A 13,614-nucleotide genomic window follows, 5' to 3' on the forward strand; every position below is an offset into this window, starting at 1 on the left:
ACGTATACGGCAGAAATTAGCGCTGCTCGTCCGTCGAGGGGAGACCATGTCGGAGATGTCACAGCCGCCCACGCGTGGGCGGCCAGCCAAACGGGACGCGGTCATCCAGGCGGCGCGCGCGGTCTTCGGCCGCGACGGGTACGCCCGCACCACCACCGACGCGATCGCACGGGAGGCCGGCGTCTCCACGCGCACCCTCTACAAGCACTTCCCCAGCAAGGAGGAGCTTTTCTCCACCGTGCTGGCGCTGAGCGCCACCCGGGTCGCGGACGCGTTCACGTCCTATGTGGAGGATGGCCTGCGCGGCGTCACCGACCCCGACGAACAGCTCCTCGCGATCGGACACGCCCTCGTCGCGCACGGCCTCGACTTCCCCGACCACTTCGCGCTGGTCCAGCAGATCAACGCCGAGCGCCGGCACTTCCCGCCCGCGATGCTGGACGCCTGGCGGCAGGCCGGCCCGCTACGGGTACGCGCCGAGGTGATCCGGCGCCTCGGCGCACTCGTCGAGCGGGGCGTGCTGCGGTCGGGAGACCCGGAACGGATGGCGCTGCAGTTCGCCGCGCTGACCACGTTCGAGAGCACCACAGCCATCCGCGAGGGCCGCACCCCCACCCCGGACGAGATCACCACGATGGTCGCCGAGGGCGTCCGCACCTTCCTGTACGGCTACCACCCCACCTCATAGAGGAGCTGATGCGAGGCCGAGGGTGCGCGGCGGATAGGCTGCGGCATGATCATCAACGAGGCGCCCGAACCGATCAAGGGGGTCATCTTTGACTTCCATGGCACGCTGGTTGAGGGCGGCGACGCCGGTCGTTGGATCGAGGCCGCTCTTCGCCGTCTGGCCGAGGAAGCAGACGCCGAGCCGGACCTGAGCGCCGATCAGATCGCGGGCCTGCGTGAGCATCTTGACCAGATCTGGCAGCACGCCCACACGATCGACCCCAGAAGCGAGCGCGATCTCAGCCGGGAGCGCCATTGGGACGTCTTCAACAGGACGGTCGCGCTGTATCCCGGCATCAAACCCGATCTGATCGCCGCACTGTACGCAGTGATGCCGGATCAGTGGGTGCCCTTCGTCGACACCCTCCCTGTCCTTCGAGAACTTAAGTCGCGTGGCGTCAGGCTCGTGGTGCTGTCCAATATCGGGCTGGACATTCGTCCGCTCCTCGATCGAGTTGGGGTGAGTGGCCTACTGGACGGTGTGGTGCTGTCCTTCGAGGTCGGTCTGGTGAAGCCCGACCCGGCGATCTATGCCCGCGCGCTGGAACTGCTTGACGTTCCGGGCAGCCAAACCTTGATGGTCGGCGACAGCCCCAGGGACGACGTCGGCGGAGTTGCTCTCAAGATTAGAACGTTGATCCTGCCTCGGACCGAAGGCCCGGTTCACGGCCTGGGAATGGTTCTGCAGATGGTCGGGAACGGCAGGCTATGACCCGGTCCAGTTGCCGCCGGGCAGTACGAGGTTGTTGCCGTCGATTTTGTCTGCCGGCAGATCGGCCGCGATCTGGCAGGTTCCGTCGGGAACAGTGCATCTGTACATGTTTGCCTGTTGCGGCGGCGCGTAGGCGAAGACCTGGAGCGTGGTGTTGTCGAGCCAGGCGCCGGGGAACGCTATTGCCGTATTTGGAAGTTTGAGGGGGATCAGGTCACCGGTGCTGGTGTCCCGGACCTGCCCGGTGAACGCGCGCACGTCGTCCTGCTGCGGGGGTCCGTTGAACTCGTAGAGCAGGTAGCTCGCCCAAGCACCGGTCGGCGACAGTTGGATCTGGTCGTCGGCCTCCGTGTTCGTGGCGAGGGCGAACTCGCGAGCATCGGTGATTGACCGGCCGACGCGGAAGGACGTCAGGTTGCCGCCAAGTCGGTGATCCTGGCTGAAGGCCAGCACGCCGTTGCGGACGCTCCAGATTTCGAGGGTGCGGGTCTGGTCGGCGTTGGCCAACGGCCGTTGGTCGCCGGTGTCGAGGTTAAGCGCGAAGACGCTTTCCGTGGTCACGTTGCGCCAGTAGGCCGTGTGGTCGTCGATGGCGAAGAACACGGCGCTGTCCGGCGGTGTGGCCCCCTCGGTTCCGTAGCTGCGGGTCTTGCCGGTCGCCTGGTCGTGGACCTGTAGGACCAGTCGGGAGGAGTCCTCCTGACCCAGCCAGCCGGCCAGGGTGCCGCGGGGGTCGGAGAACAGGCGCAGTTGGTCGGTGCCTTGGGAGTGGGGGGCGACGGTGTGGCCGATCCGGGTGACGCCTTGGCCGGTGACGGAGTAGACGTTGTCGGCGTCGTCGAGCGTGACGAACCCGAGCGTGGTGCGCACGTAGGCGCGGACGCGGTGGCCCACCTCGATGCTCTGTTCCCCGTCGTGGATCGTCGAGCCGAGCGCCCAGGACACGGGAGCGGTCGGCCCCGGGTCGGTGGCCACGTCCGGTCGTTGCCCGCCGCCTGCAGCGAACAGGGCGGTGGCGGTGCTCACGACCAGAGCCACAGCCGTCACGGTGGCCAGCATGGTCACCGCCCGGCGGCGGCGGATCCGCCGGCCGCCGGTACGGGCGATGGCCTGCAGGTCGGGTGCTTGGAAGGCGACCGACGCCGCCTGGTCTTCCAGCATGTCCTTCAGGGAGTTGGTCATGGGATCGTCACCTCGGATGGCAGCACGTCGTCGCCGACGAGCGTGCGGAGCTTGGCAAGGCCGGCGGAGACCTGGCTTTTCACGGTGCCGACGGCGCAACCCATCGCCTCGGCGGTCTGCGCCTCGGTCAGGTCCTCGTAGAAACGCAGCACGATCGCGACGCGTTGGCGGGCGGGCAGGCGCTGCAGGCACTGCCATAGCCAGGTCCGGTCGGCCACGCCGTCGGCGTGGCCCGGCGCCGGCGTGTCCGGCGGCCGGTCCGACGCCCGCTCAGCCGACCACCGCTTACGCCGGAACCAGCCGATCGCGGTGGTCGTGATGGCCTTGCGCGTGTACGTCTCCGCGGCCCCGAACTCACGCAGCCGCGGCCAGGCGATGTAGGTCTTGACCAGGGCCTCCTGCACCAGGTCCTGGGCCAAGCCCACATCACCAACCATCAGGTACGCGGCGCGGTGCAGCGCCGTCGTACGAGCCGAGACGAACTCGGCGAACGTGGCCCAGTCACGTGACCCCACCGGTCTCTCCTTGGCGCGGGCGGGTGCCCGCTCACCCTCCCGGACGCACCCAGGCCAACAAAAGGTTCGCCGGCCTGCACCGGAGAGCAAGAGGTCAACGAGCACATCAGGTTCAGAATCAGGATCGAGTTCTGGGCTACCGCGGCGCTCGTCGCAGTCCAGACCGTCGCTCCCGCGGCCTCACCCTGCGCGGTCGACGACCTCACAGCCCGTGACGCCTTCAAGGGCAGGCTGGTTTCTGGGCCGTATACCTCACAGTCATAAAAATGCCTCTCAGGTATGGGGCCTAAAACTAGTCTCCCGGGCGGCGCTCGGCCGTTGTCCTTGGGTCTTGTGCCGCGGGGCTGGCAGCGCTGGTCGGGGGTTTCGGCGAGCGCTTGCGAGCCGCCGACCTGCGCGGTGCCCGCGGGAGCGTGCGGTCCGCAGGTGAGGCGGGCCGGGGCATATCTGCCCGGACAAACCTATTCCGGTCGGGCGTAACCCCTGGCCTGGGTACCGCCGCTACTCTTCCCGGACAGCCTCGGCGTCGGTGAACATGGCCGCATGAGATTGATCTGGTTCCGAACCGTTGTGAATGTCCTGGCGGTGGTCGCTGCCGCAGTGACGGCGATGACTTTCCTGGTGGCGACTCCAGCGGCCGCCGGCGACGATTGCTCGATGGGCCAAGATGGCCGCCCGCGGGTGCTCTGCCATGGCAGATGACCGTGCCCGGTCACGTGGGCCGGGTTATGCAGCGGAATCCGAGATGGCAGGTAGAGGTGTCGATCGGCTGGGGTAGGCGGGCGGCGGGGCGGTAGCGACGGCAGTAGTTCGGGGCGCACAGGAACGATCCGCCCTTCATCACTCGTCGTGGTATCCGGGCGGTCAGCGGCTGCGTCGGGTCGACGGACAGTGCCTCGGTGCCGCCGGTCGGGTTGGTGCGCGGGGAGGGGCCGCAGCAGGTGGCCGCCGGGGCTGGCTTGTGGGCTGACCACCAGTCGGCGGTCCATTCCCACACGTTGCCGATCATGTCGTAGAGGCCGTAGCCGTTGGGGGCGAAGGTGCCCACCGGCGAGGTCCAGGCATACCCGTCGGTCGCCTCGTTGGTGGTGGGGAACTCGCCTTGCCAGACGTTGGCCATGTGCCGCCCGTCCGGGGTCAGCTCGTCGTCGCCCCAGGCGTACTCGGCGCCGTCGAGGCCGCCACGGGCGGCGTACTCCCACTGCGCCTCGGTGGGCAGCGCTTTGCCCGCCCAGGCCGCGTAGGCGGCGGCGTCCGCCCACGCCAGGTGCACGACGGGGTGGTCGCCGAGCCCGTCGATCGAGCTGTCCGGTCCGCGCGGATGGCGCCAGTCCGCGCCGGGCACGGAGGACCACCACCGGTACGCGTCGGTCAGCGGCACCCGCCGCCCGGGCGGGGTGAACACAGCCGACGCAGGTACCAGCAGCGTCGGATCCGCGTCGGGGTACTCGTCGGCCTCCGGCATGCGCTCGGCGAGCGTCACGTGGCCGGTGGCGGCGACGAACGCCGCGAAATCGTCGTTGGTGACCGGGTGCGGGTCGATGAAGAATCCCTCCACCGCGACCCGGTGCGGCGGCGCCTCCTCCGGGTAGTGCCGGTCCGAGCCCATCATGAACTCGCCGGCCGGGATCCAGACCACCTCCGCGTGGTCCTATTCCCGCACCAGCAATGCCTGGGCCTCGCGCTCCAGGTCGGCGTACGGCTCGCCACTCACGTCGACGGCGACGCGCCTGATCGTGCCCCCGGTGAACCGGTGGTCGTGGTCGCCCGCGTAGTCGCTGGTCACCGCCTCGCCGCTGTCGCGGCCAACGCATAGGCCCTCGCCCGCGATCGAGTACGTCCCGGGTTGGGTCTTGATGCGGGCCGCGCCGACCTTCCGGTCGCCGTGGTACAGCGTCAGGATCCCGGTGGACACCCCGGGCGGGTTCTCGCCGTCCTTGTCGAAGGAGGCCGCAAGGAGGAGGTTCTCACCGACCGGCAGGTCTTCGGTACCGTCGACCTTCTGCTCCATCATGCCGACGAAGTTGTTCACGTAGTGCAGCCGGTTGTCCTTCACGTAGAGGGCGTGTCCGCCGAACCGGGAGCCGTGGGCGAACAGCACACCCTGCGCGCCGGGAGCGGGGATGTCCACCACCGCCCCGATCGTGTACGAGCGGTTGCGTACGTTGACCGCCTGCGCCTCGGGTACCTCGGCGCTGTCCGGGAAGTAGACGTACCGGTCGCGGTGGGGCGCGAGCTGCGGCCTCGGCGTTAGGAAGATCTCAAGCGGTGAACGGTCGTCGAGCGGGAACGCCCCGTTGTCGCCGGCCTCGGCGAACCACAGGTTCACCAGCTCGCGGAGCTTGTCCGGATGCTCGGCGGCCAGGTCGTGCACCTCGGCCCGGTCGACGTCGGTGTGGTACAGCTCCCAGGTGTCGTCGTTGAAGTTGCTCCAGCCGCTGATCGTGGGGTGGGTGGTAACCGCCTTCCATCCGTCGTGCCAGATCCCGCGGGAGCCGAGCATGGAGTAGAACTGCGTCCTGCGGGCCGAAGGCGCCGACGGGTCGCCGACGCTGTAACGCATGCTCACGCCGTCGAAGCGGCTCTGGACGTGCCCCTTGATCCTTTCCGGCGGCTCGACGCCGAGCGTGTCCAGGATCGTCGGTACGATGTCGACCGCGTGGTGGTACTGGTGGCGGATCTCGCCCTTGCCGGTCGTGCCGGCCTTGGCCGAAGGCCAGGAGATGATGCACGGGTCGGCGGTGCCGCCGTTGAATTCGTACCGCTTCCACATCTTGAACGGCGTATTGAACGCCATCGCCCAGCCGTTGGGGTAGTGGTTGTACGTCTTCGGACTGCCCAGCTCATCCAGCATCGCCAGGTTGGTGGCCATGTCGTCGGGGATACCGTTCATGAACAGGCTCTCGTTGACCGAGCCGTTCGGTCCGCCCTCGCCGCTGGCCCCGTTGTCCGACACCAGGATGATCATGGTGTTGTCGCGCAGCCCGGACTCCTCCAGATAGTCCAGCAGCCGGCCGATGTGGTGGTCGGCGTGAGCGAGGAAGCCCGCGTACACCTCGGCCATCCGCGCGAACAACCGCTTCTCGTCGCCGGTCAACGAGTCCCACGGCTTGGTGAAGTCCAGCGGCGGGAACGGCTGGCCCGCGGGGCCCGTGCGGGTCTGCGGCGTGCCGATCGGGTTGGCTGGCGGGAGCTCGGTGTCGGCCGGGACAATCCCCATCTGCTTCTGTCTGGCCAGCGTCTGTTCCCGCATCGCCTCGTACCCCATGTCGAACCGCCCGGCGAACTTGGCGATCCACTCCTTCGGGGCGTGGTGCGGCGCGTGGGCGGCCCCGGGGCGTAGTACAGGAAGAACGGCTTGTCCGGCGCGACGGTCTTCGCGTCCTTGATGAACTCCAGCGCCTTGTCGGTGAGGTCGCTGGTGAGGTGGTAACCCTCCTCAGGCGACTTCGGCTGGTCCACCGGATGGTTGTCGTAGACCAGGTCCGGATACCACTGGTTGGTCTCGGCGCCCAGGAATCCGTACCACCGCTCGAAACCCCGCCCGGACGGCCAGTTCCGCCGAGTCGAGGCCACGTTCATCTCCACGGTCGGGCACAGGTGCCACTTGCCCACCATGTAGGTGTTCCAGCCCCGCTCGCCGAGGATCTCGGAGATCATGCCGTTCTCGGGCGGGATCGTCCCGCTCGCATTCGGGAACCCGACCGCGGCCTCGGTGATGCAGGCCATCGAGTTTCGCGTGTGGTTGCGCCCGGTCAGAAGGCACGACCGGGTCGGTGAGCACAGCGCCGTCGTATGCCACTGCGTGTAACGGATGCCATCGGCCGCGATCCGGTCGATGTTCGGCGTCTCGATCGGTCCGCCGTAGCCGGACATTGCCGAGAACCCCACGTCATCGAGCACGATGTAGACCACGCTCGGCGCCCCGTCCGGCGCCTTCGGCGGCTCGAACGGCGTCCAATCGGGCGCCGAGTCCCGAATGTCGACGTTGATCGTCCCCTTGAACGGCTGGTTCATCTCACCGCTCCCTCCCGGCATGGCCCGTCAGCTTCACGGTATGCCCGGTACAGGAGCTTCATACGTTTTCTGCGAAAAGAGCGGGTAGGTTCCCCGGTATCGGATCCGCAGGTAGGTGAGGCATGTCTGAGTCAGCCCAGCAGGAGGGGCGTTCGCGGCGCCGGGCCGCCTACCTCACCGCCGGCCTTGGCCTCCTCCACGCGGTCCTGGTCCTGTCTTCTTTGGGGATCCTGCGCCGAGCGCCGGGGATCAACGCCTCCGACGCAGAACTCATCGCATTCTATGGCGGAGGCGAGCGGCAGTCGGTGCTGGTGGCCGGACTGTACCTCATGCCATTCGCCGCTATCTCCTTCGTCTGGTTTATCGTCGCCCTGCGAACGTGGGTCGCCTCATACGGCCGGCCGGAGCATTCACTGTTCTCGAACGTCCAACTGATCGCGGGAATCATCTTCGTCGCGCTCTTCCTCATCGGCGGGGCTGCCTTCTCCATCGACGCCGCGGGAATTCAACTCGCGAACGCCACACCCGACCCATCATCAATGCGCCTGTTCCCGCAGCTCGGCCAGGTGACCGTCGTCGTGCTCGCCATGCGCATGGCCGCGATATTCGTGCTAACCACCTCGTCGATCGGCCGGCACACCCACGTCCTGCCGACCTGGTTCAACTGGCTCGGATATCCAGTCGGGCTATTCCTGTTGCTCGCCGCCAGCCTCAACACACTGCTCGTGACCGTCTTCCCAGTTTGGGTGACTGTTCTATCCATCGTGCTCATCGTCCGAGCCCGGCGCATTCCCCGGCAAGCGACACTCCCGCCGGGAACGGTCTGGCCACTGCCCAATGGCGGTTGATTACCGGCAAAACTGCTGCTACATGTATGCCTGTCGTTCTCCGGTTCACATCAGGTGGTGTTCGAAGGCGAACGCTGCGGCGGCCGTGCGGGTCGTGACGTCGATCTTGTTGAAGATATTGCTGAGGTGCCGGCCGACGGTTTTCTCGCTGAGCACCAGCTGCTTGGCGATCTCCGGGTTGGTCTTCCCGGCCGCTACCAGTCGCAGGACCTCGACCTCGCGTTCGGTGAGGCCGCGGGGCAGGGTGGGGCGGATGAGTGCGGCTACCTCTTGTTCGGCGGGCTTCGCGCCGAGGTCTGCCAGGGCGTGGCGGGCGGCGGTGAGTTCGGTGAGTGCGGACTGGTGGTCGCCGAGGGCATCGAGGGCTCGTCCGAGCAGGACGCGGCAGCGCGCCGTGTCGTACCGTGCGCCTAGTCGTTCCCAGACCGCTCGTTCGCGTCGAAGCAGGGGCAGTGCCGCCGCCGGGTCCTCGGCGGCGAGCGCCGCGGCCGCGCAGGCGTGGTCGGCGCGGGCCTGCACCGGCGGGCAGCCGAAAGCCGCGGCGATCGACCGGAGCTCGTCGGCCAACCGCGCCGCCTCGTCGCGGTGGCCGGCGAGGAGCAGGATCTCGACCGCGGCCGGCAGCAGCCGGGACCGGTGCACCGGGTCCCTGGCCTCGCTGAGCATCCGTCGTACCGCGGCGACAGCCGCCGCGATGTGGCCCTGGGCGAGCCATAGCAACGCCAGCCCTGGCTGCGGTTCGTGGCCGAAGGCGGATGCCTGCTCGTACGCCGCCCCGGCCGCGTCGAGGTCTCCGCGCAGGCGCAGCACGTCGCCGCGTTCGGTCATCGCCAGCCCGGCGGCGTCCATCGTGTCAGCCTGCCGGTAGCGCCGCACGGCGAGGTCGAACTCGGTGAGGGCCTCGTCGAAGGCGCCCTGGGCGCGCATGATCTGTCCGCGGTGTACCGCGCACTGGCCGGTGTACGCGACCAAGCCTGACTGATCGTCGCACCAGGCCGTCAACGCGGAGGTCCATCGAGCCGCGCGGTCGAAGTCGGCGATCTCCTGGCACCCTTCGATCATGGTGCAGTAGACGTTGCCGGCGAAGACGGTGGAGACCTCGCCGGCAGCGACGCCGACCATGGCCTCGTCCAGTAGCGCCAGACCTTCCGGTACGCGTCCGCGGTAGAGCAAGACCCGGCCCTGGCTGGCCAACCCCACGGCGACCAGATCGGGGTCCGTGAAGCGGCGGCCGTAGTCGGCCACCTGTTCGGCCAGCTCCAGCGCGGTGCCGAAGTCGCCGGTGAAGATGTGCCGGAACATGACGTGGATGAGCACGTAGCCACGCTCGACGACATCACCGGGGACGTCGGCCAACAGGCGCTCCGCGCGGCCGACCCACCCGCCGCCGATCGCCGCCTCGCCGCTTGTCAGCAGCACCAGGGCCAGCCAGAACGCCACCCGCACCGCCTCGGGCACGGCGCCGCTGTCGATGTGCAGCTGGTAGGCGCGCTGTAAAGCCTGGACGCAGTCGTTGCGGCGGCCCACGAGGTACGCGGCCATGGCCAGCCGGGTGAAGTCGTCGGCGCTGAGCGAATCGCCGCTGGCCTGGGACAGGCCGCCATAAGCGGCCAGCCACTCCCGGCGGTCGTAGGCCGCCCTGGCCTGCAGGAGATCATCGACCACACCCATCGCCGCCTCCATGGATCAGCCTAGGCTGTTCGCGGCCGCTGCGGCGGCGTTCGCCGCCGCGCTGTGCGAGCGGGCGACGATGCGGCGGGCAACGTAGTCCGCGTCGCGGCCGACCCCCGGGAACACCATCGAGGCGAACGCGTACTGGAACGACAGGCCGCAGAAGAACAGCCCCGGCGCCACGTCGACGACGCCGCGGTACTCCACCGGCCAGCCGCGCTCGTCCAGGACCGGTAGCCGGATCCAGTCGAAGACCTGCCGGAACCCGGTGCACCAGACGATGTTGCTGACGGTGAGCACGGTGCCGTCGTCCAGTACCGGCTGGCCGTCAACCACCCCGGTCAGGCGGGCCTGCGTCCGTATCACGCCGCGACGTTCGAGGTCCGATGGCTTGACTCGCAGGTGCGGCCCGCCGTGGAACCGCACCTCCGGCATCGCCTTGCGCCCCATCGGGGTCCGGCGTGTCAACACGTGCCGGAATGCGAAGACCACGACCGGCAGCAACAGGTGCGCACGCCGCGACTCGGGACGGAACGGGATGTTCCCGCGCCCGGGTCCACACAGTGTCGTCTGACGCGTCGGTGCGAGCTCGTAGGCGATGTCCTGCCCAGAATGCGAGGCCCCCACCACCAGCACCGGCCCCGGCTGCAGCTGCGAAGGCCGCCGGTACTGGCTGGAGTGCAGCTGCCTGATCGCTGGCGCGAGCTCGCCGGCGAACTCGGGCACGTTTGGCGTACGCCCGAAGCTGCCGGTCGCCACGACGACGTTGTCGCAGCTGATCGTCGCATCGCCGACCGTCGCGTCGTACCCGCCGTCGGGCCGCCGCTGGAGCAGGTCGACGCGGGTGTTGGTGCGCACCGGCAGGTCGAATTGCAGCGCGTAGCGCTCCAGGTAGTCGCCGACCTCGTCCTTTCCTGGAAAGTGCCAGCGCGCCGCCGGGAACGGCAGGCCCGGCAGCCCGTCGTACTTGGCCGGCGTGTACAGCCGCAGCGTGTCCCACTGCTGCCGCCAGTTGTCCCCGATCCTCTGGTTGCCGTCCACAACCAGGAACGACCGGCCGCGCCGCTTGAGGTGGTAGCCGGTGGACAAGCCGGCCTGCCCGGCACCGATGATCAGAGTTTCGACATGTTGGGAGCTCATGGTCCGCCTCCTAGCCTGGATGTAGCTGACGCTAGGAGCCCGGCCGTCGGGGCCGCGTCGGGCGATCTACCCATCCGTTCGGACGCCGATGGGGCGATCGCCACAGGCCGCAGGTGTTAATCGCTGGACTGCGGGTTCGGGGCGGCGGTACCTTGCTGCTCGACCGTGGCACTGCCCGAGGAGGTGAGCACCGTGAACGTTGTATCGATGTGGGTGCTCCCCATCTCCGTCACGGTCGGGCTACGGCGCTAGGTGCCGCCCGGGAGCGTCGATTCGACCTCCCGAAGGAGCGACGCCATGAACACACTCGTCATCACCCAAGTCGCGCCGCGCCAGTGGCATGCCCTCGACGATGATCTCGTCGTGGGTCGCGGCGACGCCTCGCCCCGTCCCGACGGGCGCCTCTTCCTCAGCATCGACACGTGGCACGGCTCGGTCTTCGACCGCCTCGCCGGCGCCATGCTGGCGGCCCTGCCGCGCCCGCTGTACACCGTCGTGGACGAGGCCGACCTCGACCTGACCGCGCAGTGGCGGGGGATCGGCTTCACGACCCGGCGGCGCGAGTGGGAGTACGTCATGCCGGTCGACGGGGGTCAGGTAGTACCGCCGCCGAATCTGACGATCCTGCCGTTCGGTGCGGCCGAGGTCCGCCCGCTGCGGCGATTGGACCGCGCGATCCGGGCGCAGGTGGAGGCCACGGTCGGGTGGCAGGAGATGCCGGCAGAGGTACTGTCGCGCCCGATCTACCCCGCGCGGTACGCGGTGGCGACGGAGGGTGGCTCATACGTGGGGCTGATCCGGGTAGTACCGCTGCCAAAACAAACGCGCATCGGGCTCGTCGCCGTGTTGTCCACCCACCGCCGGCGGGGCATCGCACGGGCGCTCGTGGCGGAGGGCCGGCGCGCCACGCATGACCGCGGCGTCGGGCTCGTCACCGGCGAGGTGCACGAGGCCAATACAGCGGCGATCGCGCTCTTCGAAGGCTTGGGTGCTCGCCGCGCCGGCAGCAACCTCGAGCTGGTGATCCGCTGATGGCCAAGTCCACCGACGGCATCCAGCTCGAGGGCACCGTGATCGAGTGCCTGCGCAACGCGAACTTCCGCGTGGAGCTGCCCAACGGCCACATCGTCCTGGCCCACATCAGCGGCAAGATCCGCAAGAACTACATCAAGATCCTGCCGTTCGACCGGGTGCTGGTGGAGCTCAGCCAGTACGACCTGACCCGGGGCCGGATCCTCTACCGGTACCGCACCTAGCCGCACCTTTTCGCCTGGGCCGTGCGCTTCCATCGCGCCACGGTCTGTTGGACTCCGGCGGGCTTGTCTCGCGGACCTGGCAGCGTAGGTCGGGGATTTCGGCTCGCTCTGCGAGCCGCCGACCTGCGCGGTGCCCGCGGGAGCATGCGGTCCGCAAGTGACGCGGACCGGGGCCCGGCTAGCTAACTCGGCGCTGGATGCGCCACAGGCCGACCGCGGCGAGCAGCGCACTGAACGCGAGATACAGCCCCAGACCAGCACGGACGGCGCCACCTGGACCACGGTCGCCTCCCCGCGGGCTTAACCGATACGGGTGATGACAATGCCGTCCTTCGGACAGGCCCAGACCGCTGTCCCATTGGCGAGTCGTGGCGTCGGCGGATGACTGTGGCCCGGAAGGCATCCGGGCCACAGGACGTCTCCCGACTCGATCGCCTCCTCCTGAAGGAGGTCGGCCAGCTCGACGGCGGCCTCCTCGACCGAGGCCACGTTCGGCAGGCTGCCCAGGTAGGCGTCACTCTGACCCACCCCGCTGTAGTCGACGACTATCGAGTCGAGGTCGTCCAGCCGTACCTGTCTAGGCTCGATCGGCGCGCCGCGTGCCCGGAAGTCGTCCGCGACACGCCTTACGGCGTTGTCGTAGTGGTCGAGGGAGGTGAGCACGTCCTCGTCAGTAGCCATCGGTTCCTGCCTTGCGGTGGTCGCGGGGCGGCACGCCGAAATGGGCGCTGAAGCGGCGGGACAGGTGGAACTCGTCGGCGTACCCGAGCGCGCGGGCGATCTCCCGGATCGTCATGTCGGTCACGCGCAGCAGGTTCGCGGCGGCCCGCAGCCGCCGCGCGTTGCGGAACGCGAGCGGCGACTCACCGAACTCGCGGGTGAAGCGGCGCCGGAACAAGTCGTACGAGAACCCGGTCTGGGCAGCGACGGCCCGCATATCGAGGCTGGCCCCGAGATCGCTGGCCAGCAGGTCGGCGGCGGCCGCGATGGCGTCGCCCGGCGCCGGACCGCCCGCCACGTCCTCGGTGTCCAGCAGCCAGTCGGCCAGCGTGAGCAACTGCCGCTCCGCCCCGCGTACCGAGCGGGGCCGGGCGCGCAGCACGGTCCGTAGCTCGTCGATCGACAGCCCCGGCCGGTGCGAGCGCGGGCCGGCCGTGGCGAGCACGCCGCCGCCGGCGAGCATGTCGAACAGCGGTCCGGCGAAGACCACGAACGTCTCCGTCCAGCGCTCGCCGGGCGGCGTGCCGTACCAGTGCGGCACGCCCGGAGGCACGACGGTGAACGTTCCCGGTCCGATCGGCTGCGCCCGGCCGTCGTGGTGCCGGTAGGTGCCACCGCCTCCGGTCACGGCCGACAGCACGTACGCGTCCATGACCCGAAACGGCGCCGGAACGACTGGCTCGTCGTCGACCACTTCGCCGACCAGGAGAAGCTGGCCGAGGCGCGTCGCCGGTCCATGCGCGAGCACGATGTGGACGCCCCGATCCATGTGCCAGAACGTACATGTGCCCGGCCCATTGTGGCCATTCCGGGCGGGCAGCCGGCTT

At 68.9% G+C, this 13,614-nt stretch carries 12 protein-coding genes and 1 pseudogene; 5 read left to right on the forward strand and 8 right to left on the reverse strand.

The window, feature by feature from the left end; genetic code table 11:
* Window positions 1–55 precede the first annotated feature (55 nt).
* Window positions 56–688 (forward strand): TetR/AcrR family transcriptional regulator, encoded by a 633-nt coding sequence (locus tag Prum_RS34065; RefSeq protein ID WP_173080248.1) that lies wholly within the window; start codon window positions 56–58, stop codon window positions 686–688.
* Between the two features lie 45 nt (window positions 689–733).
* Window positions 734–1,438 carry an HAD family hydrolase gene (locus tag Prum_RS34070; RefSeq protein ID WP_173080250.1) on the forward strand — a complete coding sequence of 235 codons (705 nt, stop codon included), beginning with the start codon at window positions 734–736 and terminating at the stop codon, window positions 1,436–1,438.
* Here the strand turns inward: Prum_RS34070 and Prum_RS34075 are convergent.
* The 4 genes and pseudogenes from Prum_RS34075 to Prum_RS34090 all read right to left on the reverse strand — a co-directional run bounded on the left by Prum_RS34075 (window position 1,433) and on the right by Prum_RS34090 (window position 7,173).
* The gene (locus tag Prum_RS34075; RefSeq protein WP_173080252.1) at window positions 1,433–2,620 is read right to left on the reverse strand and encodes a hypothetical protein; all 1,188 of its coding nucleotides are present in this window, start codon (window positions 2,618–2,620) and stop codon (window positions 1,433–1,435) included. The two genes, Prum_RS34070 and Prum_RS34075, sit on opposite strands and share 6 nt — an antisense overlap.
* On the reverse strand, window positions 2,617–3,135 hold the full coding sequence (locus Prum_RS34080) for a SigE family RNA polymerase sigma factor (RefSeq protein ID WP_173080253.1): 519 nt from the start codon (window positions 3,133–3,135) through the stop codon (window positions 2,617–2,619). Before Prum_RS34080 ends, Prum_RS34075 begins: the two co-directional genes overlap by 4 nt.
* Window positions 3,136–3,847: 712 nt before the next feature.
* Window positions 3,848–4,774 carry a formylglycine-generating enzyme family protein gene (locus tag Prum_RS34085; protein WP_281369070.1) on the reverse strand — a complete coding sequence of 309 codons (927 nt, stop codon included), beginning with the start codon at window positions 4,772–4,774 and terminating at the stop codon, window positions 3,848–3,850.
* Between the two features lie 12 nt (window positions 4,775–4,786).
* A pseudogene (locus Prum_RS34090) lies at window positions 4,787–7,173 on the reverse strand (arylsulfatase).
* Between the two features lie 101 nt (window positions 7,174–7,274).
* On the opposite strand from Prum_RS34090, the gene Prum_RS34095 reads away from it, so the two are divergent.
* Window positions 7,275–8,000, forward strand: a complete 726-nt coding sequence (locus tag Prum_RS34095; RefSeq protein WP_173080255.1) for a hypothetical protein — start codon at window positions 7,275–7,277, stop codon at window positions 7,998–8,000.
* Between the two features lie 45 nt (window positions 8,001–8,045).
* On the opposite strand, the gene Prum_RS34100 is transcribed toward Prum_RS34095, so the two are convergent.
* Window positions 8,046–9,671 (reverse strand): LuxR family transcriptional regulator, encoded by a 1,626-nt coding sequence (locus Prum_RS34100; RefSeq protein WP_173080257.1) that lies wholly within the window; start codon window positions 9,669–9,671, stop codon window positions 8,046–8,048.
* A gap of 15 nt (window positions 9,672–9,686) precedes the next feature.
* On the reverse strand, window positions 9,687–10,811 hold the full coding sequence (locus Prum_RS34105; protein WP_173080259.1) for a flavin-containing monooxygenase: 1,125 nt from the start codon (window positions 10,809–10,811) through the stop codon (window positions 9,687–9,689).
* A 297-nt stretch (window positions 10,812–11,108) separates the two neighbouring features.
* Here Prum_RS34105 and Prum_RS34110 point away from each other — a divergent pair, with 297 nt between their 5' ends.
* Window positions 11,109–11,843 carry a GNAT family N-acetyltransferase gene (locus tag Prum_RS34110; RefSeq protein ID WP_173080261.1) on the forward strand — a complete coding sequence of 245 codons (735 nt, stop codon included), beginning with the start codon at window positions 11,109–11,111 and terminating at the stop codon, window positions 11,841–11,843.
* Window positions 11,843–12,067: a translation initiation factor IF-1 gene (gene infA, locus Prum_RS34115; RefSeq protein ID WP_173080263.1), complete on the forward strand. Its 225-nt coding sequence runs from the start codon at window positions 11,843–11,845 to the stop codon at window positions 12,065–12,067. Before Prum_RS34110 ends, infA begins: the two co-directional genes overlap by 1 nt.
* A 300-nt stretch (window positions 12,068–12,367) precedes the next feature.
* On the opposite strand, the gene Prum_RS34120 is transcribed toward infA, so the two are convergent.
* Together Prum_RS34120 and Prum_RS34125 are read right to left on the reverse strand one after the other, a co-directional pair.
* Window positions 12,368–12,748 (reverse strand): hypothetical protein, encoded by a 381-nt coding sequence (locus Prum_RS34120; RefSeq protein WP_173080265.1) that lies wholly within the window; start codon window positions 12,746–12,748, stop codon window positions 12,368–12,370.
* Window positions 12,738–13,556 carry a helix-turn-helix transcriptional regulator gene (locus Prum_RS34125; protein ID WP_173080267.1) on the reverse strand — a complete coding sequence of 273 codons (819 nt, stop codon included), beginning with the start codon at window positions 13,554–13,556 and terminating at the stop codon, window positions 12,738–12,740. The genes Prum_RS34120 and Prum_RS34125 overlap by 11 nt, the downstream gene beginning before the upstream one ends.
* Between the last annotated feature and the right edge of the window lie 58 nt (window positions 13,557–13,614).

Origin of the sequence: Phytohabitans rumicis (genome assembly GCF_011764445.1) — a bacterium.
GTDB classification, from domain to species: domain Bacteria; phylum Actinomycetota; class Actinomycetes; order Mycobacteriales; family Micromonosporaceae; genus Phytohabitans; species Phytohabitans rumicis.

What these genes read in the sequence shown, in the direction of transcription:
- infA (WP_173080263.1), top strand. Translation starts at nt 11,843, where the DNA reads ATGGCCAAGTCCACCGACGGCATCCAGCTCGAGGGCACCGTGATCGAG.
- Prum_RS34120 (WP_173080265.1), bottom strand. Translation starts at nt 12,748, where the DNA reads ATGGCTACTGACGAGGACGTGCTCACCTCCCTCGACCACTACGACAAC.
- Prum_RS34065 (WP_173080248.1), top strand. Translation starts at nt 56, where the DNA reads ATGTCACAGCCGCCCACGCGTGGGCGGCCAGCCAAACGGGACGCGGTC.
- Prum_RS34100 (WP_173080257.1), bottom strand. Translation starts at nt 9,671, where the DNA reads ATGGGTGTGGTCGATGATCTCCTGCAGGCCAGGGCGGCCTACGACCGC.
- Prum_RS34070 (WP_173080250.1), top strand. Translation starts at nt 734, where the DNA reads ATGATCATCAACGAGGCGCCCGAACCGATCAAGGGGGTCATCTTTGAC.
- Prum_RS34095 (WP_173080255.1), top strand. Translation starts at nt 7,275, where the DNA reads ATGTCTGAGTCAGCCCAGCAGGAGGGGCGTTCGCGGCGCCGGGCCGCC.
- Prum_RS34125 (WP_173080267.1), bottom strand. Translation starts at nt 13,556, where the DNA reads ATGGATCGGGGCGTCCACATCGTGCTCGCGCATGGACCGGCGACGCGC.
- Prum_RS34075 (WP_173080252.1), bottom strand. Translation starts at nt 2,620, where the DNA reads ATGACCAACTCCCTGAAGGACATGCTGGAAGACCAGGCGGCGTCGGTC.
- Prum_RS34110 (WP_173080261.1), top strand. Translation starts at nt 11,109, where the DNA reads ATGAACACACTCGTCATCACCCAAGTCGCGCCGCGCCAGTGGCATGCC.
- Prum_RS34105 (WP_173080259.1), bottom strand. Translation starts at nt 10,811, where the DNA reads ATGAGCTCCCAACATGTCGAAACTCTGATCATCGGTGCCGGGCAGGCC.